The sequence below is a fragment of the Ligilactobacillus sp. genome, assembly GCF_036846325.1.
GTDB lineage: Bacteria > Bacillota > Bacilli > Lactobacillales > Lactobacillaceae > Ligilactobacillus.
This window is the reverse complement of the sequence record NZ_DAIUCE010000003.1, coordinates 26204-47250: the sequence shown is the minus strand read 5'-3', so window position 1 is coordinate 47250 and position 21047 is coordinate 26204. Positions and strand designations below refer to the sequence as shown.

At 47.4% G+C, this 21047-nt stretch carries 18 protein-coding genes; 4 read left to right on the top strand and 14 right to left on the bottom strand.

Features of this window, described 5'->3' with window-relative positions; all coding sequences use genetic code 11:
- Positions 1-12 precede the first annotated feature (12 nt).
- From V7Z60_RS00845 to V7Z60_RS00800, 10 genes are all read right to left on the bottom strand, one after another.
- On the bottom strand, positions 13-534 hold the full coding sequence (locus tag V7Z60_RS00845) for a hypothetical protein (RefSeq protein WP_334115590.1): 522 nt from the start codon (positions 532-534) through the stop codon (positions 13-15).
- Between the two features lie 2 nt (positions 535-536).
- Positions 537-1700: a chorismate synthase gene (gene aroC, locus V7Z60_RS00840; protein WP_334115588.1), complete on the bottom strand. Its 1164-nt coding sequence runs from the start codon at positions 1698-1700 to the stop codon at positions 537-539.
- Complete coding sequence (locus tag V7Z60_RS00835) at positions 1697-1975, bottom strand: chorismate mutase (protein ID WP_334115587.1); 279 nt, start codon at positions 1973-1975, stop codon at positions 1697-1699. The genes aroC and V7Z60_RS00835 overlap by 4 nt, the downstream gene beginning before the upstream one ends.
- 349 nt (positions 1976-2324) lie before the next feature.
- Positions 2325-3902, bottom strand: a complete 1578-nt coding sequence (locus V7Z60_RS00830; RefSeq protein WP_334115586.1) for an ABC transporter ATP-binding protein — start codon at positions 3900-3902, stop codon at positions 2325-2327.
- Positions 3903-4259: 357 nt separating this feature from the next.
- The gene (locus V7Z60_RS00825) at positions 4260-4694 is read right to left on the bottom strand and encodes an Hsp20/alpha crystallin family protein (RefSeq protein WP_334115583.1); all 435 of its coding nucleotides are present in this window, start codon (positions 4692-4694) and stop codon (positions 4260-4262) included.
- A 246-nt stretch (positions 4695-4940) separates the two neighbouring features.
- A complete protein-coding gene (locus V7Z60_RS00820) occupies positions 4941-5777 on the bottom strand; it encodes an HAD family hydrolase (RefSeq protein WP_334115603.1) in 837 nt (278 codons plus the stop codon).
- 818 nt (positions 5778-6595) lie between these two features.
- Positions 6596-7669: an ABC transporter substrate-binding protein gene (locus V7Z60_RS00815; RefSeq protein ID WP_334115581.1), complete on the bottom strand. Its 1074-nt coding sequence runs from the start codon at positions 7667-7669 to the stop codon at positions 6596-6598.
- Positions 7666-8508: an ABC transporter permease gene (locus V7Z60_RS00810; protein WP_334115580.1), complete on the bottom strand. Its 843-nt coding sequence runs from the start codon at positions 8506-8508 to the stop codon at positions 7666-7668. Before V7Z60_RS00810 ends, V7Z60_RS00815 begins: the two co-directional genes overlap by 4 nt.
- Positions 8508-9314, bottom strand: a complete 807-nt coding sequence (locus tag V7Z60_RS00805; RefSeq protein WP_334115578.1) for an ABC transporter permease — start codon at positions 9312-9314, stop codon at positions 8508-8510. Before V7Z60_RS00805 ends, V7Z60_RS00810 begins: the two co-directional genes overlap by 1 nt.
- 11 nt (positions 9315-9325) lie before the next feature.
- Positions 9326-10414 (bottom strand): ABC transporter ATP-binding protein, encoded by a 1089-nt coding sequence (locus V7Z60_RS00800; protein ID WP_334115576.1) that lies wholly within the window; start codon positions 10412-10414, stop codon positions 9326-9328.
- Between the two features lie 257 nt (positions 10415-10671).
- Between V7Z60_RS00800 and V7Z60_RS00795 the strand changes: the two genes are divergently transcribed.
- From V7Z60_RS00795 to V7Z60_RS00780, 4 genes are all read left to right on the top strand, one after another.
- Positions 10672-12660: a methyl-accepting chemotaxis protein gene (locus V7Z60_RS00795; protein ID WP_334115574.1), complete on the top strand. Its 1989-nt coding sequence runs from the start codon at positions 10672-10674 to the stop codon at positions 12658-12660.
- 20 nt (positions 12661-12680) lie between these two features.
- On the top strand, positions 12681-13646 hold the full coding sequence (locus V7Z60_RS00790) for a sugar ABC transporter substrate-binding protein (RefSeq protein WP_334115572.1): 966 nt from the start codon (positions 12681-12683) through the stop codon (positions 13644-13646).
- Between the two features lie 178 nt (positions 13647-13824).
- Positions 13825-15894, top strand: coding sequence for a methyl-accepting chemotaxis protein (locus tag V7Z60_RS00785; protein WP_442918880.1), 2070 nt, complete (start codon positions 13825-13827; stop codon positions 15892-15894).
- Positions 15895-16008: 114 nt separating this feature from the next.
- A complete protein-coding gene (locus V7Z60_RS00780) occupies positions 16009-16209 on the top strand; it encodes a DUF3955 domain-containing protein (protein WP_334115570.1) in 201 nt (66 codons plus the stop codon).
- Between the two features lie 52 nt (positions 16210-16261).
- On the opposite strand, the gene V7Z60_RS00775 is transcribed toward V7Z60_RS00780, so the two are convergent.
- From V7Z60_RS00775 to V7Z60_RS00760, 4 genes are all read right to left on the bottom strand, one after another.
- Positions 16262-16837, bottom strand: a complete 576-nt coding sequence (locus tag V7Z60_RS00775) for a DJ-1 family glyoxalase III (RefSeq protein ID WP_334115569.1) — start codon at positions 16835-16837, stop codon at positions 16262-16264.
- Positions 16838-16884: 47 nt separating this feature from the next.
- On the bottom strand, positions 16885-17742 hold the full coding sequence (locus V7Z60_RS00770; protein WP_334115567.1) for an endonuclease/exonuclease/phosphatase family protein: 858 nt from the start codon (positions 17740-17742) through the stop codon (positions 16885-16887).
- 304 nt (positions 17743-18046) lie between these two features.
- Positions 18047-18715, bottom strand: a complete 669-nt coding sequence (pgmB, locus tag V7Z60_RS00765; RefSeq protein ID WP_334115566.1) for a beta-phosphoglucomutase — start codon at positions 18713-18715, stop codon at positions 18047-18049.
- Positions 18716-18728: 13 nt separating this feature from the next.
- On the bottom strand, positions 18729-20987 hold the full coding sequence (locus V7Z60_RS00760) for a glycoside hydrolase family 65 protein (RefSeq protein WP_334115564.1): 2259 nt from the start codon (positions 20985-20987) through the stop codon (positions 18729-18731).
- Positions 20988-21047 lie beyond the last annotated feature (60 nt).

The window sequence follows — 21047 nt, the reverse complement described above, 5'->3', positions numbered from 1 at the left end:
TTTTTCTCCTCCCTATTTGATCCGGTAGACGCACCAGACCATTTTCACTTGAAATTCCGCCAAGATTTCTGCGTCATCTTCTTCGACCATGTTCTTCCTGTTCGTTAAAACGTATTCGCCGTCCTCCAGATAGCGTTCGTAAGCTCTGTATTTGCTGGCGACAGACACCGACCTGGCCTCTGGCGCATACTTTTTCAGCAGATCCTTTGTGGCCGCATGCGTATATCCGATTCCGGTATGGCGCTTCCTGCTCCTGATGCAGACCATTTCCGAGAGCGGATAGACGAAGCTTGCCTCGACGTCCAGCCTGTCGAGGAAGCGGTAGTGCATCGTTCCCCATGTCAAATGCAGGGCATCAGATGCAAATGCCGCCGGAACCACGAATAAATCGCCGCGGTATTCTTCAAGGTGTTCCAAAATGCTCTCAAAGCTTTGGTGAAGCACGATTTCTGCATCAGAAAGGTTTTGTCTCCGGTAATAGTCACAGGCCTCGCTGCTGTCAGTCTGCTCCGGTCCCAATGTATGAATCTTCACATCTAATACCTCGCAAGCTCTTCCCGGTATTCTGTAATCTGTCTTTCGAGACGCTCCATGCTTGAGCTCTGGAATTCGTCACAGACTGCCTTTGCAAGTTCCAGGCAGACGACGCTCTGAAGCACGACTGAGCAGGCCGGAAGCGCCGTCGTGTCCGAACGCTCGACGCTGGCCTTTGATTTTTCCCTGGTCTCGATGTCCGCCGTCTCAAGCGGCTTGTACAGAGTCGGAATCGGCTTCATCGCCGCATTGACGACCACCGGCATGCCGTTTGTCATCCCGCCTTCGAAGCCTCCGAGATGGTCAGTTTTCCGCGTCCATCCGGCATCTTCATGCAGGATTTCATCCATTACCATGCTGCCGGGACGAGTGGCCGCCTCAAAACCGTCACCGATGCTGACGCCCTTGATGGCATTGACTCCCATCACGGCAGAGGCAATCTTCGCATCAAGCTTCGTGTCCCAGCTGATGTAGCTGCCAAGCCCGGCCGGAAGTCCCGTTGCAACGATTCTGACGATGCCGCCGAGCGTGTCGCCTTCTTCTTTCGTTTTCAAAATCAGTTCATGCGCTTCTTCAACCTTTTCCCGGTCAAGCACGCGCATGTCGTTTGACTCGATCCTGCCTCGTATCTCATCGACGTCAAGAAGGTCATCCGTGCTGAGTACAAGAGGTCCAAGCTGCTTCACATAGCCAACCACCTTGATTCCAAGCTGTTCGAGGAACTGCTGGCACACGCTTCCGAGTGCAACGCGGATTGCCGTCTCACGTGCAGAGGAACGCTCCAGAACGTTGCGCAAATCGCGGTGCCCGTATTTCATCCCGCCGACAAGATCGGCATGTCCCGGTCTTGGATGCTTCAACTGCCTGAGCTGAGCATTTTCGCTGTCGTTTTCAAGCGGATCCATGACCTCGCTCCAGTGCGAATGATCGCGGTTTTTGATCACCAGAGAAAGCGGTGATCCAAGCGTATATCCGTGTCTCATTCCGCCGACGACCTGAACCGTGTCATGTTCGATTTTCTGCCGGTTTCCCCTGCCGTACCCGCCTTGACGTCTGGCCAGATTGTCATTGATTGCGTCAACGTCGATATGAAGCCCCGCCGGCAATCCCTCGATAATTCCCGTCAGCTGCGGGCCGTGCGATTCTCCTGCCGTTAAGTAAATCATTTGATCTCCTCCTTTTGATTCTGCTGAAACCTGCATGCCTGAGCCATTATCTCCCTGTATATCTGCTTAACGTACTCTGCATTTTCATGACCGGCCCATTCTCCAACCTTTTCCAGAACCTTTTCCTCTCGCCCGGAATCCTTGATTTCGATGCCCTCTTCCTGCTTGATTCGCCCAATTTCCCCGACCGCAGCGAGCCTCTTTACGAGCAAGGGCACGATCTGCTCATCTGCTTTCGTAACCTTCATTCTTGCCTTCTCTAATTTTTCACTCATTGTTCCTGCCTCCGTCATCCGGATAAAAAAACAGCCGAAACCCTGATGATTCCGGCTGTAAATGAGATTCTCCATGAATGAGGTTCACCACAGCCGAAATCGCCTTTCTGGCCGTGGTACAAGAAACATGACCCTGCCAGATACGGGGAGCGCCCGTACCTGTAAGCTACTACGGGCGCTTCGCAAAGTAAGCAAAGCCAAAATAATATGCAACTGCAGCACGTTTTCCGGTCATGTTCTTCATCCTTTCATCCTTGTTGATATTATTAAAACACCGTTAGAAAAATTAGTCAAGAGTTAAGCCAGGATAAGCCTGAAAAATTCACCATCGTCCAAGTGCTCGGAAAAATCATCTGTAATCTGAAACATCGATTACGACATCATAATTCTTCAGGTCTTCCTTTCTGTAATGGTGGATGATTTCAATAAAAGTCAGATTGGAATTCCAGAGATAATGATGGATGTCCATGTCGGTCCTTTTGTCAAGAGAGGCGTTGATTTCATCTAAAAGCAGAACCGGCCTCCCGGAAAGAACGGCACGTGCCAGTTCTATCCGGGCAAGTTGACCACCGGACAGACCGGTCCCGTCTGCTGAAAGGACATAGTCAAATCCCTTTTCCCTGACAATGTCATCCAGATCCAGCGATTTGCAGACATCCATTACCCTTTGTTCTCCAATTTTTCTTCCAAGTGTGAGGTTGAACCACAGAGTATCGGCCAGGACAACGGGGGACTGGCTCGAATATGCAAACAGGGATGAGATGGCTGCAGCATCAACCGGTTTTCCGTCCAAAACGATGCTGTCAATCCTGCCAGTTGATTCATCGTCGGAGACAAGAAGCTTCATGAGCGTTGACTTGCCGGAACCCGACGGACCTGTAACCGCAATTTTCTTCCCCCTTGTGATGTCGAGACTGATGTCTTCAAGCAGCTTCCGCCCGTTTCTTGAGACACTGATTCCATCCAGTGACAGTTCATCACGCATGACAAGCCCGTCTGGGTTCTTTTTTTCCGCATCCTTCAGAAACTGGTTTACTTTTTCAACAATCGGTCTTGTCGTCGAGAAGCTGTTTCTTTCCTGAAGAAGGATCAGAATGGGATTTACGAATGCATTTGACAGCTGGACAATGCCGAAGAGTGCACCAAGCGTCGTCTGGCCCCTTAAAACGAGATAGATGCCAAAGAGAAACGGAAGCACAAAGGTCCCGATGTTTGCGATGACATTGATGCAGGAATTGGCATTGTTGTTAAGCAGATTCATTCTTCTGAGCGCTTCTTCAAGACGACGGATTTTCGGTTCGTTCTTACATGCGACCTGTTCAGCTCTGTCATAAAGTCTGACACAGTCAGAAGCATCAATGAAGTTCTTTACCTGTCCTACGTATGAGGCGTTGGCCTCCGTCCATTTTTCAGATGCTGACTGAATCGGTTTCTGGAAGAGATTCGATGCCAGAACAGGTATCATCGATCCGGCGAAGAAGACAACTGTCAATATCCAGTTGGAATAAAGAGCATAGGATAGTGCCAATGTCAGCGTGGACACTGCAAGGATTGCATCAAATTCTGTGTCTGTCCTGTTTGTTTCAAGCAGTTTGAAGTCATTGGTCAGAAAGCCGAGTGATTCCCTATTTTCTTCAGCTGACTTATTCAACATTCCCTGCAGGATTCTTCTTCTGAGAAAGACATTCATGTTCTTGACTGCACCGGCCCTCAGACTGTTGTAAATCAGTTCTGCCAGAAGCAGCAGGACAAAGGTGCACATGACAAATGCAATGAACCCCGGCAGCCGTCCGAGCTGATGATTCGTGGCAATGTCTGTCAGAGTTCCGACAATATATGCAAGAATGACATATTCTGAGCTTTTGATTGTTCCGAACAGGACAATCAGCAGAAATTTCAGCTTGGAAGAGTATCTGTATGTAATCATTATAAGTCGCCTCTTGTTTTTTTGATACAAAAACGCTTATCGTTCTTTAGTATCTATAGGCATCATTATAATTAACGTATGATTAAAAGTCAATTAAACAAGGCGCGTTTCGTCCTAAAAAAAGTTGATTTCATGTTTATATTCGGAATCAGGAAAAATTATATTGCTTCCTTCAAGCAAAGCATCTCATAAATTCAATTTCACATTTCCATAAGAAAAATAAAATACTTCGGCTGATTGAAATTACAGAAGTTGAAAACTTTAAGCAGGACAGACCGGTAATTAATATTTCCAATACTTGGAAATAAAAAAGGCCCCGGGACTTCATCCCGGGGCCTTTCGGTCATGTTTTATCTGTCAGTCAATCTGAATGTGGCTTGTCTGAGAAATTTCTTCTTCAGTCTTTGGCAAGACAATGGTCAGAACACCATTTTCGCACTTGGCAGAAATTCCGTCACGGTCAACATTGTCGAAGGCATACTGACGTGCAAAGCGGCCATAGCTGCGTTCGCTCGAAACCATATTACCTTCGCTGTCGCTTTCGTCACTGAAGGAGTCACGCTTGGCTGAAACGGTCAAAACGCCGTCCTTGAAATCAATCGTCATATCCTTCTTGTCAACGCCGGGGACATCGATTACGACCGTGTAGTCCTTGTCGGTTTCCTTGATGTCAGACTTCATTTCCTTGAACGAACTGTCAAAGTTGCTGAAGAACGAGCGGCCGAAGTTCGAGAAGAAATCATCACCCGTATTCATCAGATCATTGAAACGATTTGTCAATTCATGTGCCATAACTAAGACTTCCTTTCATATTTTTCAACTCCTATTTTAAACTCTTTTGAACAGAATTCAAGTGATAAGCACTGGATTTATAAAAAAATTTACAAACTTTAAAAAGTTGCTATATCAACGATTGTAAGCCCATTTTTCACGATTGTTTCACATTTGTGATATTGACAATTCACACAATGGATGTTATGCTTAGGTTTCTATTATACGGTTCGGCGTCTGCTACGGAAAGGCAGGCGCCATTTTTATTCATATCAGTCCAAGCTCCTGAAATGCAGAGAAGAGACCGTCATCGTCAACCGCAGGAGCCACGATGTCAGCCGCTTTCTTTGCCTCGTCGCCCCCGTTTCCGACACATACTGAAGTTCCGCAGTATTCGAACATCGGAATGTCGACTTTGGCATCCCCGAACGCAATCGTATCTTCTCTTTTTGCATCAAGATGCTCAAGCAAAACGTCAATGGCATGCGCCTTGTCAATGTCCTTGACGCCAAGGTCTCCGAAAAGTGCCTGTTCGTCCTTTCCACCCCAGGTGCCTGCCTTGAGGTCACTGAACCTGTCTCTTGCATCAAGGAAATCCTGATATGAACCGAGTATGAAGCTGATCTTGTTGGCATCATCGCGGTACGGGGATGCGCCGAAGATCATTTCAGGAAAGCTTGAACGTACGGTGACGTTCGAAACATCAGCCTGACCCTTGCCCGAAACATACTTCTTCATCGTCTCTTCGCCGGCAGTCTCGAAGTTCTTGCTGGCATACAAGCCGGAATTGCACTCGACGTAAAACTCAAGTCCGCGGGAATTGAGCCAGTCAACAACCTCCCGTTCCTCTGCTTCACTGAGCTTTTTATGATAGACCACACTGCCTCGGTCTTCAACATAGCTGCCGTTTCCGCCGATCATCCCGTCAAGTCCGATGTCCCAGATTTCCTGATAGACTTCTGCACGCGAACGTCCGGTGCAGATATAGACCTTGTGTCCGTTCCTGCGCGCCTGTCCGATCGCCTGCTTTGCAGATTCGGGAATCACGCCGTCGTAGTCGCAGAGAGTCCCGTCAACATCTAAGAATACAACCTTGCCCATAATTATTTCCTCCTTTGAATTAACCGTTTTCATCACTTGTATTATAACTTGTTGGTACAAATTCAGTCAAGCATTCCGGCTGCAGAAAAAATTTCCGCAAGTTCAATGTATGCGCTTGCATTTCTAGCTCGGATATGTTATAAAATAAGTGTAAGGAGTCGATGATCCCACATGAATTAATCGAAGCATTTGTCGCTTCAAGGACAGAGGGTGATGGAACCAACATGAGAAGTTTTTCATCAGGTTGTCGTTGCAACAGTCGTACCGGTATCGGCTGTGATTGGCTCAAAAAGGTGATTGTGTTGAGTGCCACGGAGAGGGCGAACAGATCATAGACATAAAATTGAATAAAGGACGTGGGAATGATAGTTACTCCTTATCTTACAGGATTACGGCCCGTGTACCCGGTTGGTTTTTGGCTTTGAAGTCGACACGAGAACCTTCAAGCTGATATGTAGGAATTTTGAATGGGTATGCGAGCTGTTTTTATATGCCGTCATTTTCATAAATTCATACTAACAGGTGCTGACAGTGATTTTTCAGCACCTTTTTTGTATTTTGTCAAATGATGCTGCCAATGGCCATGTTCAACCGCTGGCTCTGTCATGCATAATGCCCGGACACCCGGAAACATCAGCCACAAACCCAGACAAAAACCCGCATGATATCGGGAATCATGCGGGAATCTGAGTTGATATTATTGTATGATAGAGACGATGCGGGCATCCCTGCATCTATACTTTAATTATAGGCGATAGGTTGTGCACAATGCAAATTTTTATGATTATCAAAATGAACAAATTTACCGCCAGCTTTTGTCACTAATGACGATACATCTTCAGTTCCAGATACAAATCATTGTATTTTTCAATATACCGTGAACCAAGATCCTCATAAACTTCCATCTTCTTCATCAGGGATTTTTCCGGATAAAACTGCTTGTCGTCAACGACTTCCTTTGGAAGATACTTCCTGGCCTTTTCGTTTGGCGTCGCATAGCCGATATACTCAGCGTTCTTCGCCGCGTTCTTCGGTTCAAGCATGAAATTGATGAACGCATAGGCACCCCTGGTATTTTTCGAGGTTTTCGGAATGACGATGTTGTCAAACCACAAATTGGTCCCTTCTGAAGGCAGGACATAGTGCAGGTGCCTGTTTTCGGCAAGCATTTCCGAAGCTTCGCCGGAATAGGTCACGGCAACGCTGCTTTCTTCATTTTCCATGTACATCTTGATCTCATCTGAAACAATCGCCTTCGTATTTCCGGTCAGGGACTTCAGCTTATTATAAGCCCGGTCAAGCTCCCTGTCATTCTTGCTGTTGAGCGAATATCCGAGACTGGCCAGCCCGATGCCCATGAATTCGCGGGCACCGTCGACAAACATGATTTTGCCGCGAAACTTCTTGTTCCAGAGCTTGTTCCAGCTGTCAACGTCCGATTTTCTGAAGTACCTGTCATTGTAGACGACGCCCAGAGTTCCCCAAAAATAAGGGACGGAGTAGCGATTGTTCCGGTCAAAGGGCTGATTCAGAAACTGACTTGAAATATTGTTCAGACCCTTGATTTTCGACTTGTCCAACGGCTTGAGCAGATGAGCCTTCTTCATCTTCTGAATCATATAGTCGCTTGGCACCGCAAGATCGTACGATGTACCGCCCTGCCTGATCTTGGTCAGCATGGCTTCGTTTGAGTCAAAAGTTTCATAATTTACCTTGTAGCCTGTCTTCCTTTCAAATTCAGAGATCAGTTCCGGGTCGATATAATCTCCCCAGTTGTATATATTGATGACTTTTGCGCCGGACATTCCTGAAGAACGGCTCAATATCCTGGAACCGGCAATCAGGATAACGATGATTGCGACGATTCCAATCACCAGTGCACGCAGTTTCTTCATCGCATCACACCGCCCTTCTGACGTCTTCCGCTCTTCCTTTTAGACTCGTTGTCCTTGCTGATGTAGTAATATCCGACCACCAGGACAAGCGCAAACAGGAAAACAAGCGTACTGAGTGCATTTATCTCAAGACTCACGCCGCGCCGGGCTCTGGAGTAGATTTCAACGGCCAGAGTCGTAAACCCGTTTCCCGTCACAAAGAACGTGACGGCAAAATCATCCAGTGAATACGTGAATGCCATGAAATACCCGGCAATGATTCCCGGCGTCAAAAAAGGCAGGATAATATCCTTTAAAACCTGAAAGTTATTTGCGCCAAGATCATATGCAGCAGAAACCATCGACCCGTTCATTTCCTGAAGCTTGGGCAGAACCATCAGGACAACGATCGGGATGCTGAATGCGACGTGCGACAGGAGCACCGTCCAGAATCCGAGCCCGATTCCTCCGACAAGCGATCCGATTGTCGTAAACAGAATCAGGAAGCTGGCACCGATGATGACGTCAGGCGAAACCATCAGAATGTTGTTCAAGGACAACAGTGCCATTCTCTGCCGGCGTTTCCTGACGTAATAGATCGAAAGCGCCCCGAACGTACCGATGGCCGTTGCGATCAGCGCCGACAAAAAGGCCAGCATGAACGTCTCAAGCAAAATCACGATCAGACGTGTGTCCGAGAAGAGCTCGGCAAAATGGCGCATGGAAAATCCGGTAAAGGAATTCATCGTGTCACCTTTATTGAATGAATACGCCAGCAAATAAACAATCGGAACATACAGGAAAACAAACACGACAGCAAGATACAGCTTGTCCCAGCTGAAATTATGCTTTTTTTCCATCAGTTTCTGCCCCCCTTCTTCTTTTCACCGGTGATAATCATCACAATGAACATTGCGATGATGAGGACAACGCCGATCGTTGACCCCATCCCCCAGTCCTGCGTAACCAGGAAGTGCTCTTCAATCGCAGTCCCGAGAGTGATCACGCGGTTTCCTCCAATCAGACGCGTCAGCATGAAGAAGGACAGGGACGGAATGAAGACAGCCTGGATGCCGCTTTTCACGCCCGCAAGAGACAACGGGAAAATCACCTTCGTAAATGTTTGAAATGCATTTGCACCAAGGTCTCGGCTGGCCTTGATCAGTGACGGATTAAGCTCCTCCAGTCCCGTGAAAATCGGCATGATCATGAAAGGAAGCTGGATATACATCGCAACGATCATGAAACCGACGTCAGTAAACAGAATCTGATGCGGCGCAAGTCCGAAGAACGTCATGAACCGGTTGATCCCGCCGTGCAGACTGAAGATTCCGATGAATGCATAGGCCTTGAGCAGCATATTGATCCATGTCGGCAGAATGATCAGCAGCAGCCATAAATCGCGGTGCTTCAACTTCGTCAGAAAATATGCCGTCGGATAGCTGATGACAAGCGTGAGCAAAGTAATCAAAAACGCATACAGGACTGAGTTGAACGTCATGGCCAGATACTTGCCGGACGCAAAATACGTTGCATAGTTCTGCAGGGTAAAGTGACCGTTGGAATCAAGGAAGGAATATCCGACAATCAGGATGACAGGAGCCAGGACAAAGAAAACGAGCCATAGAAAATATGGAATCGCAAAAAAGGCATTGTACTTTTTCATCGAAATCCCCCTCAATCCTCATAGCTTTCAAGACGTGCGTCAAAATCTTCTTCAGATTCGTTGAAACGCATGACGTGAATGTCTTCCGGATCAAAGTAAAGTCCGATCGTCGTCCCCGGCACGGCCTTCTTTGTTGTATGAACCATCCACTCGTTGCCCTCGTCATCGTAGCAGATGATTTCATAGTGAACGCCGCGGAAGAGGACCGTATCGACCTTGACCTTCAGCTTGCCGTGCCCTTCATCCGTCAAATCCAGATCCTCGGGTCTCAGGACAACCTCGACCGGCTCGTTTTCCCTCATCCCCTCGTCGACGCATTCAAACCGCTTGCCTGCAAACTCAACCAGACAGTCCCTGATCATCGTCCCGTTCAAGATGTTGCTTTCTCCGATGAAGTCAGCAACGTAGTGATTGATCGGCTCATCGTAAATGTCAACGGGCGTTCCGGATTGAACGATGTTGCCGTTGTTCAGGACAAAGATCTCGTCGCTCATCGCCAGAGCCTCTTCCTGATCGTGAGTCACGAAGATAAACGTGATTCCCAGGCGCTGCTGAAGTTCGCGCAGCTCATACTGCATGTCAAGCCTCAGCTTGTGATCCAGGGCAGACAGCGGCTCATCCAAAAGCAGCACTTTGGGTTCGTTGACGATTGCCCTTGCGATTGCCACGCGTTGTCTCTGACCGCCTGACATTTCATTGATCCCGCGTTTTTCATAACCGGCCAGCTGCACCATCTTCAATGCTTCCCTGACCTTTTGATCAATCTGATCTTTCGGAAGTTTCCTGACTCTTAAGCCAAATGCAATATTGTCATACACGTCCATGTGCGGAAATAATGCATAATCCTGAAAAACCGTATTAACCTGCCGCTTATTTGCAGGGACGTTGTTGATTTTCTTCCCTTCAAAGTAAATGTCGCCCTCGGTCGGCTCTGAAAAGCCCGCAATCATCCTTAGAATCGTTGTCTTGCCACATCCGGAAGGACCGAGCAGAGTGTAGAACTTTCCCTCCTCAATCTCGAAACTGACGTTCTTCAATACCGGTACGTCGTCATCATAGCACTTGATGACGTTCTTGAATGAAATGATTGGCTGCTTCAAAATTACCACCCCTTGATTTTAACGATTGAGCGATGACGCTCAATTGCAATTATACAGTATCCGGCCTTGATTTAGACAAAAAATGCACAATTGTTACAAAACTGACTTCATCACGCATTAAATTAAGATTATAAACTAAAATACCTTTCATTATCATCTCATATGTATATTGAAGGGTTAATTTTTGAAACTTTCTTCCGATATTAATACTAGCGAATCATATATTTCATTTAAAGAAATTTATACATATGGAGGATATGTCTTTGAAAAAAAACACTAAGTTCTCTATCAAGGCAAAGCTCTTGTCAGCAATCATTCCAATTACCGGTTTAATGATCATTGCTTTGGTAGTCATTGCCTACAACATTTCCGCTTCGATGATCAAGAGGAATGCCGAAGATCTTCTGGAAACTTCCGTTGCCAAGCAAAGTTCCAGTATTGAAGCGTGGATGACGGAAAATCTCAATTCGTTCAATTCAGCCAAGAAGGCCATTGAAACTTCCAATCAAAGCGACAAGGCCCTCCAGAAGACGGTCGACAGCTATTACGGCTTCAATACCAACTCTCAAAACGGAATTTACATCGCAGACCAGAAGGGCAAGGTCATCAAGGCGGAAAAGTCAGACAAGGCCATCAGCAATCCCCTGAACTCGACCTGGTTCAAGGAAGGTCTGACTCACGTCAACATGGCATTCGGCGACCCGTACACGAATGAAGACGGAAGCAAGGTCATCAGCGCAACGGGGATGCTTGACGACAACGGCAGGAATGTCCGTGTCATTGCCGCTGACTTCAGCCTTGACCGCATTTCAACCATTGTCAATTCAAGCATTTCGATGGAAGGTGCCAAAGCTTTTCTCGTCAACAAGGATACGATGCAGATCATGGCTGATCGCAATTCAGGCTATGTTTCAGAAAGACTCGGCTCGTCAGACCAGCCTGAGATTTACGCACAGGCCAGAAGGGAAATCAAGAAAAGCGACTACTCCACCCAGGAGCTCGGAGAAAACTTCACTGCATTTTCCCAGATTGACGGAACCGACTGGATCTTGGTTTCATATATTCCGTCAGGCATTGTTTTAGCTGACCTTTCAAAACTGAGAATCATCATGGCAATCGTCAGTCTCATTGCCCTTCTGATCATGTGCATTGTCGTTGAACGCGTAACGCATGTCACAATCAGGCCTGTCAAGGAAATGACGAAGGTCATCACGGCAATGGCCGGCGGTGACTTCACCGTTTCCGTCAAGACGAAGGGCAACGACGAAATTGCCGAAATGGGCCGTAGCGTTTCCGAATTCATCACCTACATGCGTCAGATGATCAAATCAATCACAGGCATTTCACGCAATCTCGAGGAACAGGCGCTTGACAGCGAGCGCGTTGCAAATGAAATGAGTTCCGCATCAGACACTCAGTCAAAATCAATGAACGAACTCAACATGACGGTCGATCAACTTGCAATTTCCGTCAATGACATTGCCGAAAACGCAAGTCAGCTGGCAGAAGTCGTCACCGACACCAAGGACAACGGCGATCATGCCAGAAACAAGATGAACGATACGGTCGAAGTTTCAAATAAGGGACGGGAGGACATGAAGCAGGTCGTTACGGCGCTCGAAAACATTCAATCCTCAGTTACGACTCTCCAGGATTCCATCAATTCGGTCGGCAAGGCTTCGGGTGAAATCGTCAATATCGTGAAAATCATCGGCGAAATTGCCCATCAGACAAATCTCCTTTCGCTGAATGCATCGCTTGAGGCGGCACGTGCCGGAGAAGCAGGCAAGGGCTTTGCGGTTGTGGCAACTGAAATCAATAATCTTGCCAAGAGCAGTGCCGAATCTGTTTCGCAGATTTCAGACCTGATCGATCAGGTCAACGGACTTGTCGACAATACGGTTCAGCAGGCCGGATCAAGCGTCAAGGACATCAACTCCAGTGCCGTTTTAATCAATACGGCCGTTGAAAGCTTCGACACAATCTACCATAACATCCAGGAAACAAGCGACGTCATCTCGAAGGTCGTCGAGGAAATCGACAGCGTTGACCAGGTTGCGACAAACGTTGCTGCCATTTCGGAAGAGCAGGCCGCAAGTTCAGACGAAATTCATGCCACTTCGGAAACGACGCTTTCACAGGCCAGGAACATTTCCGAAAACAGCACGGTTCTTGCCGAAGAGTCCAGGCATCTGGCCGCCACTTCAGAGGAACTTGCCGATCAGGTCAAGCGCTTCAAGGTCTAAGCAAACAGGAGGAGTTAAGCATGTTCAAGAAATTTTTCAAGGTGTTAATGGCGCTGGCCTGCATGGTGTTCCTTACGGCCGGATGCGGCAGCAGGTCAGACAGTGACAGCGGCAACGGTAAGCGCATTGCCGTTTTGATTCACACCAATGACGACGGACTGATCAGAAACCTGATTTCGTCCATCAAGGACGCAGGCGCCGAAAAAGGGGTTACGGTTGACGTCTATAATTCTGATCAGAACAGTGAAAAACAGATCAGACAGTTGAAGAAAGCTGTCAGAAATCACTACGATGCCGTCATGATCAGACCGGTTGATGCCGACAATGCCCAGGAAATGATTGCACTTGCCGGGAAAATTCCCGTCGTCTTCTACAACTTTCAACCGTCAGAAAGCGTCCTGAAGGAAAACCAGGACGTCTACGTCGGACCGGAAGAAGAAATGGCCGGACGTCTTCAGGCAAATTACGTTTTAAAGCATACTGACAAACAGACACTGAACGTTGTCGTCCTGAAAGGTCAAAGCGGACTTGTTTCTGAAAAACGAACCGAAGCCTTCAAGGAAACTCTTGAAAAGGCCGGACGAAGCGTCAATTACGTCTTCAATGACTATGCGGACTGGGAAGAAGACACGGCTGAACATCAGATGGAACTGTTCCTTAAGACCGGACAGCCGTGCGACGTCATCGCATCAAACAATGACAATATGGCGGTCGGAGCAATCAAGGCCTTCAAGAAGGCGGGCAGGAAACTCCCGATTGTCTGCGGAGTGGATGCATCGGCCGAAGGAAAAGCCAGAATCAGTTCAGGTGAAATGGGCCTGACTGCTGCCCAGCCGACAAAAATTCAGGGTGAAAAGTGCATCGAAACCGCACTGAAGCTGATTGACGGCAAGAAAATCACTGACATCAAGGGTTCCACCGATGACGGATTGTATGTTTATACGCATTTCAAGGCCGTCACAAACAGTCAGAATTCAAATTATTAAATAATAAAACGTTTTTTGAAACTATAGTCACAATTATTAAAACCAATCATCAAAAATGCCTTAATTTGATGATTGGTTTTCTTTTTTTATTTTAAGAAAATATACATTTCCATCATGTTGTTTTTGTATAATTTTCATGTTGTACGTTTTTTATCAGACATTACTGGAGGTTACGAAGGTGGAAAATAAAAACAGGACACGGGGTAAAAGCATCAGCAGACCGATTATGGTCATGCTCATGATTCTCGGATTCATCCCGATCATTATTATGTCAATTACTTCCTACATGAGCAATATTGACATGCTGCAGGAACGAAATGAGCTTTCAAAGCAAAGCGCAGTCGCAACTCTGCAAAAGGCCAGAACCAAATTGAACAAAACGACAAATGAAAAGCTGACCGGTATTTCCAGTCAGCCGACTTTTGAAAACGATTTTGATTTCAACCAGATTAAGCGCGAACTGAACCTTGCCATTTCAGGAAACAATGAATACACGAACGCAATTTTCATCAACAGCAAGGGTAAGTTCACAAGCACCCAGGGCATCAAGGATACGGCCGATCTGAGAACAAAGGACTGGTACAAGGGTGCAGTCCAGAGAGAAGGCCAGATTTACTGGACAACTCCGCATTACCTTGCAGCAACGGGACAGTGGCTGACAACTGCCTCAACCGTCGTCAGAAACAGGAAAGGCGATTCCGGAGTAATCTGTATCAATGTTTCCTACAATGACATCATAAATGAGTTTGCCGACATGAAAGTCGGAAGAACCGGCAGTCTCACGCTCGTCTCAAACAAGGGTAACGTTATCAATTCAACGGGTGACAAGAACTCCGGCACGGTTTACAAGGTAGGCAAGGACATCTCTCAAACTCCCGAATTCAAGGCCATTTCAAATTCCGGAAAACGCCGGGGAACGATACATATCAAGGGAGAGGCAAAAACACAGGACATTTATTTCGACAAGGGCAGCAGCTCAAGTGTGACATGGACGTTTGCCAAAGTCGGAAGATATGATTTCAAGACAGAACAGACTGTCCTGTTGAGAAATACAGCCTTCATTCTCATCATTATCGGCATTGCAATCGTGGTTACCACAATTGCTTCAGTTCAATGGATCAAAGACGGAATCAATATCTTCAAGAACCGGATTCAGGAAGCTGCCTCAGGCAACCTGAACAAGATTGAAAAATACGATCCGTCCGTCAAGCATTCTTATCTCAAAAAACTTGCGGCAAAGCTCGTTAGTCCCGATCCAGACGGACACGAGTTCAACCAGATTGCATATGAATACAATCACATGATTGACGCAACGGCAGAACTAATCGGACATGTTCAGAAAAATTCAGCCAAAGTCGATGAAATGTCGACTTCACTGCTCGATCTTTCAAAACAGACCGACCGCGCCGTTGACGAAGTCGCACAAACGATTACGGGCATTGCCGACGTGACGAGTTCGCAGGCTCAGGAAACTCAGGACAGTGTGACCAAGCTTGAAGAACTTTCAAAGGTCATCGACGAATTGAACGAAAGCGTTCAGCAGATGAACTCGGAATCCGTTGAATCGGCTAAAATCAATCAGGACAACATGAACACGATGGACAAGGTCAACAGTAACTGGAGTGACGAGCTTGAAGACATGAAGGCCCTGTCCCAAAGCGTGCAGAACATGAATGCCGACATTCAGGACATCACCAAGATCATCAATGTCATCAACGAAATTTCGCGTCAGACGAACCTGCTTGCCTTGAATGCCTCGATTGAAGCTGCCAGCGCTGGCGAAGCAGGCAAGGGCTTCTCAGTCGTTGCAGCTGAAATCCGCAAGCTTGCTGAACAAAGCGCTGCCTCAACCAAGGAAATCGAAGGCATCATCGACAACATCAAGCAGCAGTCGACTGCCATGGTCGACAAGACGAACAGTTCCGTTGAAGGCGGTCAGAAGCAGTCCAAACTGATTCAGGACGCCATCAAGTCAACGATGGACGTCTACAAGCGCAATCAGGACATGGCAGAAAGAGTTTCCGGCGTTGCCGAAGCTTCGACGAAAATTGAAGAAGTGCAGGCCAAGGTTCTTGAAGGTCTTGAAAGCATCTCTGCTTCAACGCAGGAAAACGCCGCCGGAACAGAGGAAGTTTCTGCAAATTCTGAAGAAGTTCTGGCAACGATGGACGAGTTTACGCAACATGTGGCTGATCTGCAGCAAATCGCCGAGCAGCTGGACGAACAGGCAAATCGATTCACAGTCTGAATTTTATAAACTTAATATCAAAAAAAGCAAGACCGAATGTCTATTCGGTCTTGCTTTACTTTTTCTTAACCTGTTTTTAACCAATAGGAAACAAATTCCTGTTAAAATCGAAGCATGAAAAGTTTCAGATTTCCGCTTCTTCTTCTGGGCTTGAGTTTTGCCATTCCCTTCATCGGCAACCTGTCCTCCTACGTTGATGAATACGGAATGCTTCACGAACCCGGTTTCTTCACTGTCATCATCGGTGAAATTCTCTTCGTGATTGCCATCGTCTCAGGAGTCATCACAGCCTTGAAGCTTTTGAAGAAGCACTAACAAAATTAGCCGGGAAGCATTTTCCCGGCTAATTTTGTATTTCGGCTAATCGTTAATTGTCTTCAAGCAGCAAATCGTACAACATTCCATGCCTGATTTCCTTCGTGTCAATCCCTAAAACCTCCGCAATCGCATATGCGTATGCCAATGCGGTTGCCGGTCCGCGGCTCGTCACAAGATGCCTTTCCTCATCAATGACGACGATGTCTTCCTTAAACGAACCATTGTCAACTTCAGAACTGATGTCATCATTCATGCCCGGATACATCGTGTATTCTGCACCGTCAAGCAGACCATATCTGGCAAATGCCATCGGAGCAGCACACATTGCCGCATTCCATTTACCGTCCTTCTGCCTTCTGACCATCAGCTCTGCGAGGCTTTCCGAATCACGCAGATTCCTTGCTCCTTCAAGTCCGCCCGGAAAAGCCACGAGGTCATAGTCAAGCAGACTTTCATCGACCGTCCTGTCGCACGTCAGAAGAATTCCGTGATCGCCGTCGACTTTCGTGTCAAACAAACCAACCATATCACACTTGACATTCAGACGACGCAAAACGTCAACTACTGACAAAGCCTCGATTTCCTCACAACCCGGTGCCAGAATCACCGCTGCTTTCTTTGTCATAATTAATCACTCCAATCTGTTCACACCTGAATTATAACAGATTTTGATCATGCAGAGCACGTTTCGGAATCATCTGAAACCTCAATCAAAACCCCTGCATGATTTGAGATGCGCGGACCGATGTTTCCGTCAAAGCAAACGCGGCTGTAGGACACTTCATTTTGCGCATTCGTCAGAATATAGTCCAGCCGCTCGGAAATTCCGCTGTCATCCCATCCGTCAAGTCTTCCGCGGACGGTCATGCCGTCGCCCTTTGAAATTGCAGAACAGTATGTATCGTCAAATTCCTGACACATCAGCGTATAGCTTCCAGTATCAACTTCTGCGTCAACATTGAAGTTTCCGAGCAGATACACGGGGTGACTACTCAGTCCCAGCTCTACAATCGTTTCCATCAAATTACCCCACTCATAGCGAAATTCCGACGAATTCTCACCGTTAAAATGAACAGCTGCCACCACCGTTTTCGTTTCATCGGCCAGTTGCGCCAGCAGAACGCACCTTTTGGTCAGATTGTCCGCAAAGTCGCTGCTTGAAATCAAAGCGCTGTGCACGTTGGTCAAACTAAGACGCGAAAAAAGCGCAACTCCCCACTCAAGTCCGTCTGCTTCCCTGTAGGCTTGATTCCATGACCATTTAAAGTCAAGCTTCACTTTTTTCAATGCTCTCGACAACCGACAGGCAAAATTGTCACTCTTGATAACTGCGCTTTCTTCCGCTGGTTCCTTATACCCCAATGATTCCAGTTCGTCTTCAGCAACTGCATCTGCAAGCTGTGACTGATTTACTTCCTGCAGCGACAGGACGTCAATCTCTTCTCTGACGATTTGATCGACTATTTCCTGAATCTGCCTTTCAGAATCATAATTCAACAGAGAATGACAATTCAATGTCAGCATTCTCATCGACCATGCCCCCTAACTCAAGTGAAATAACTACATATTCATTATAGTTTTTTGAAAGCGTTATCTCAAGTTGTTTTGACAATTACTACCGCCTTCCGCAATGCGAACGGCCCTTTTTGACATGGATTTACTTAAAAATGCAGTGCCGGCGGCTGCGGCTTATGTCATGAATCCTCAAGCATGAGCATAAGTCCTGTTTCATCAGGTGTTTACAGACAAGTTCAGAGATTTTCATCTTGACTGCGATGCACGACTAAAAAAGCAGCGGAAACCTTCAAAAATGAAAATTTCCGCTGAAACAATTTTAATTATGCGATTTTTCCCACGTCTTTTCAAACAGTTCGTAACTGAAATCATCCGTTGAGGAGACGACAACGTCAGCCTGCCTGAGCTCTTCAGGGTCACCAACAGCCACGGCCGTCATATTTGCCGCCTTGATTGCGGCGACTCCGGCAACGGCATCTTCAACACCGACACAGTCCTTCGGGTCCAGGGAAACTGCACTTGCACCGGCCAGGAAGATATCAGGGGCGGGCTTGCCGTGTTCGACCTTCGAAGGATCTGCAATAGCGTCAAATTCGTCAAACAACCCCAGTTTCTTCAAAATGACCGGAGCATTCCTTGATGCGGAAGCAACGGAAAGCTTGACGTCATGTTCCTTCAATTCTCCTATCAAACGCGCGATTCCCGGAAGAATGTCGTCTTTTGTCAGAGTGTCGATGGCTTTCAGGTAGTAGCCGTTCTTTTCTGCTGCCAGCTCTTCAACCTGCTCAGCCGTGTATTTGTCGCGAAGACCGCCGAAATCCAGAATTCGTTCCAGAGATTCGATTCGGCTGATGCCCTTGAGCTCGGTTTCAAATGAAGCAGGAAGCTCCAGCCCAAGTTTTTCGGAAGCCAGCTGACTCCACGCTGCAAAGTGGAATTTGGCCGTATCGGTAATTACGCCGTCTAAATCAAAAATAGCACCTTTCACGTTCTGATCCTCCTTATTTTGCCGTAAGTTTCAAATCTTTTCCGTTCAGCCTGATTGTCAGGTCATCGCCCTTGAGCAGGTCGATGTCCGTTCCTTCACGGCTGACATCAATGCTCAGAAGACGGTCGCGGAAGTTGATTCTGAACTTGTAGCCCGTCCATTCCTTCGGAAGAAACGGTGCAAACTGCAGCTCGTCATCAATGACGCGCATTCCTGCAAATCCCTGCACGATTGCAAGCCATGAACCGGTCATGGACGTGATGTGCAGACCATCGTTCGTATCGTTGTTATAGTTGTCAAGATCAAGACGCGCAGTTCTTGAGTACATTTCAAAAGCCTTGTCCTCCTTGTGAAGATCGGCGGCAAGAATGGCATGAATCGATGGGGAAAGGCTTGATTCATGAACTGTGAGCGGTTCGTAGAAGTCAAAGTTCCGTTCCTTCTGCTCCTGTGTGAAGCGGTCGATGAAGTAGTAAATGCCCTGAAGAACATCAGCCTGCTTGATGTACGGCGAACGCAGGATGTGATCCCATGACCAGTGCTGATTGAGCGGCAGCTGGTCCTGCGGAAGATCCCTGACCGGCGTCAGATCCTTGTCAAGGAACGTGTCGTGCTGGACGAAAATGCCTAATTCCCTGTCTTCAGGCAGATACATGTTGTCTGCGATTTCATGCCACCTGGCACGTTCTTCTGAAGTCAGGGCAAGCTCAGCCGTCTTCTCGTCGTCGACCTTGTCAGCGATTTCGTTTGCATAGTCCAGGCACCACTTGGCAAGCATGTTCGTATACCAGTTGTTGTTGACGTTGTTTTCGTATTCGTTCGGACCCGTCACGCCATGAATCATGTACATGCCCTTGCGCTTTGAGAAGTGAACGCGGTCTGCCCAGAAGCGTGCGATGCCGACCAGGACGTCAAAGCCGTCATGCGTCACGTATTCGGTATCGCCCGTATAGCGCGTATAGTTGTAGATTGCATATGCGATCGTTCCGTTGCGGTGAATCTCCTCAAACGTGATTTCCCATTCGTTGTGGCATTCGATTCCGTTGAACGTCACCATTGGGAACAATGCGCCTTTCAGTCCCTGCTGCCTTGCGTTGTGGTATGCGCCCGGAAGCTGTTCGTGGCGGTATTCAAGCAGGTTCCGCGTCACTGACTTGTCTGCCAGTGCCAGATACAGGGGAACGGCAAAACCTTCGGTATCCCAGTAAGTGGCACCGCCGTACTTTTCGCCGGTGAATCCCTTCGGACCAATGTTCAGGCGCGCATCGTTTCCGTAATAGGTCGAGAATAACTGGAACAGGTTGAAGCGAATGCCTTGCTGCGATTCATCGTTTCCTTCAACGACAACGTCGGCTTTTTCCCAACGCCTTGCCCAACCGTCTGCCTGTGCTGCCAGCAGTTCGTCAAAGCTTGATTCCGCCTGTTTTGCGGAAAGCTTCTCAGCTGCTTCGTCAAGCGCCTCGACAGTGTCATAGTCACGTGACGTCACGACGATGACGCGCTTTTCAAATACAGTGCTCTGACCTGCTGCAACCTCGCCTTCAAAGGCGTTTGCAACCTTGAGATCAGTTTCCTCCGGATCCTTTGCCTCAAGATCGGAAACGTTCTGCATGAGCATTTCCGTCGTGAACTGAGGTGTTCCGAAGTTGTTTTCAATCGTCCTTGCAACAAGACGGCCCGTTGTCCTGTCAGCCTTCTTGCTGAGAACATTCCAGAACTTCTCATCGTAATTTGAGTCTTCATTGAAGACGTCAGCATCGATGACCGAGTCGATTTCAACCTTGACTGCAGTTGAGCCGAGGTTTTCGACCGTGATTCGGTCCGCATAGAGTTCCTTCATGTCAACGCTGACAAAGCGCTCGAAACTCAACCTGACCTTCTTTTCACCGCGCTTGACAACATAGCTTCTTGTCAGGACGCCGTTCTTCATGTCAAGCGCAAGTTCAAAGTCGCTGAATTCATCTTTGGCCAGGTCAACCGATTCTCCGTCAAGCCTGATGTCGACGCTGACAAAATCAACCGCATTGATGACCTTGCCGAAGTATTCGGGATAGCCGTTCTTCCACCATCCGACGCGCGTCTTGTCGGGGAACCAGACGCCGCCGAGATAGATGCCCTTGTGCGTATCGCCGGAGTATTTTTCCTCAAACATTCCGCGCATGCCCATATATTCGTTGCCGATGCTCGTCATGCTTTCCTGAAGACGCTTGTCTTCCTTATTGAATGTATGCGTGATTACCTTCCATGGATTTATTTCAAAAATACGTTTCATTTCCTATGCCGCCCTTCATTCAAACGTTTTCATTTTCGCTTATTATTATATATGCAATCG

Excerpts from the sequence above, each read along its gene's own strand:
- V7Z60_RS00770 (WP_334115567.1), bottom strand. The coding sequence starts at position 17,742 with ATGAGAATGCTGACATTGAATTGTCATTCTCTGTTGAATTATGATTCT.
- V7Z60_RS00780 (WP_334115570.1), top strand. The coding sequence starts at position 16,009 with ATGAAAAGTTTCAGATTTCCGCTTCTTCTTCTGGGCTTGAGTTTTGCC.
- V7Z60_RS00790 (WP_334115572.1), top strand. The coding sequence starts at position 12,681 with ATGTTCAAGAAATTTTTCAAGGTGTTAATGGCGCTGGCCTGCATGGTG.
- V7Z60_RS00775 (WP_334115569.1), bottom strand. The coding sequence starts at position 16,837 with ATGACAAAGAAAGCAGCGGTGATTCTGGCACCGGGTTGTGAGGAAATC.
- V7Z60_RS00830 (WP_334115586.1), bottom strand. The coding sequence starts at position 3,902 with ATGATTACATACAGATACTCTTCCAAGCTGAAATTTCTGCTGATTGTC.
- V7Z60_RS00835 (WP_334115587.1), bottom strand. The coding sequence starts at position 1,975 with ATGAGTGAAAAATTAGAGAAGGCAAGAATGAAGGTTACGAAAGCAGAT.
- V7Z60_RS00760 (WP_334115564.1), bottom strand. The coding sequence starts at position 20,987 with ATGAAACGTATTTTTGAAATAAATCCATGGAAGGTAATCACGCATACA.
- aroC (WP_334115588.1), bottom strand. The coding sequence starts at position 1,700 with ATGATTTACTTAACGGCAGGAGAATCGCACGGCCCGCAGCTGACGGGA.
- V7Z60_RS00825 (WP_334115583.1), bottom strand. The coding sequence starts at position 4,694 with ATGGCACATGAATTGACAAATCGTTTCAATGATCTGATGAATACGGGT.
- V7Z60_RS00795 (WP_334115574.1), top strand. The coding sequence starts at position 10,672 with ATGTCTTTGAAAAAAAACACTAAGTTCTCTATCAAGGCAAAGCTCTTG.
- V7Z60_RS00805 (WP_334115578.1), bottom strand. The coding sequence starts at position 9,314 with ATGAAAAAGTACAATGCCTTTTTTGCGATTCCATATTTTCTATGGCTC.
- V7Z60_RS00815 (WP_334115581.1), bottom strand. The coding sequence starts at position 7,669 with ATGAAGAAACTGCGTGCACTGGTGATTGGAATCGTCGCAATCATCGTT.
- V7Z60_RS00810 (WP_334115580.1), bottom strand. The coding sequence starts at position 8,508 with ATGGAAAAAAAGCATAATTTCAGCTGGGACAAGCTGTATCTTGCTGTC.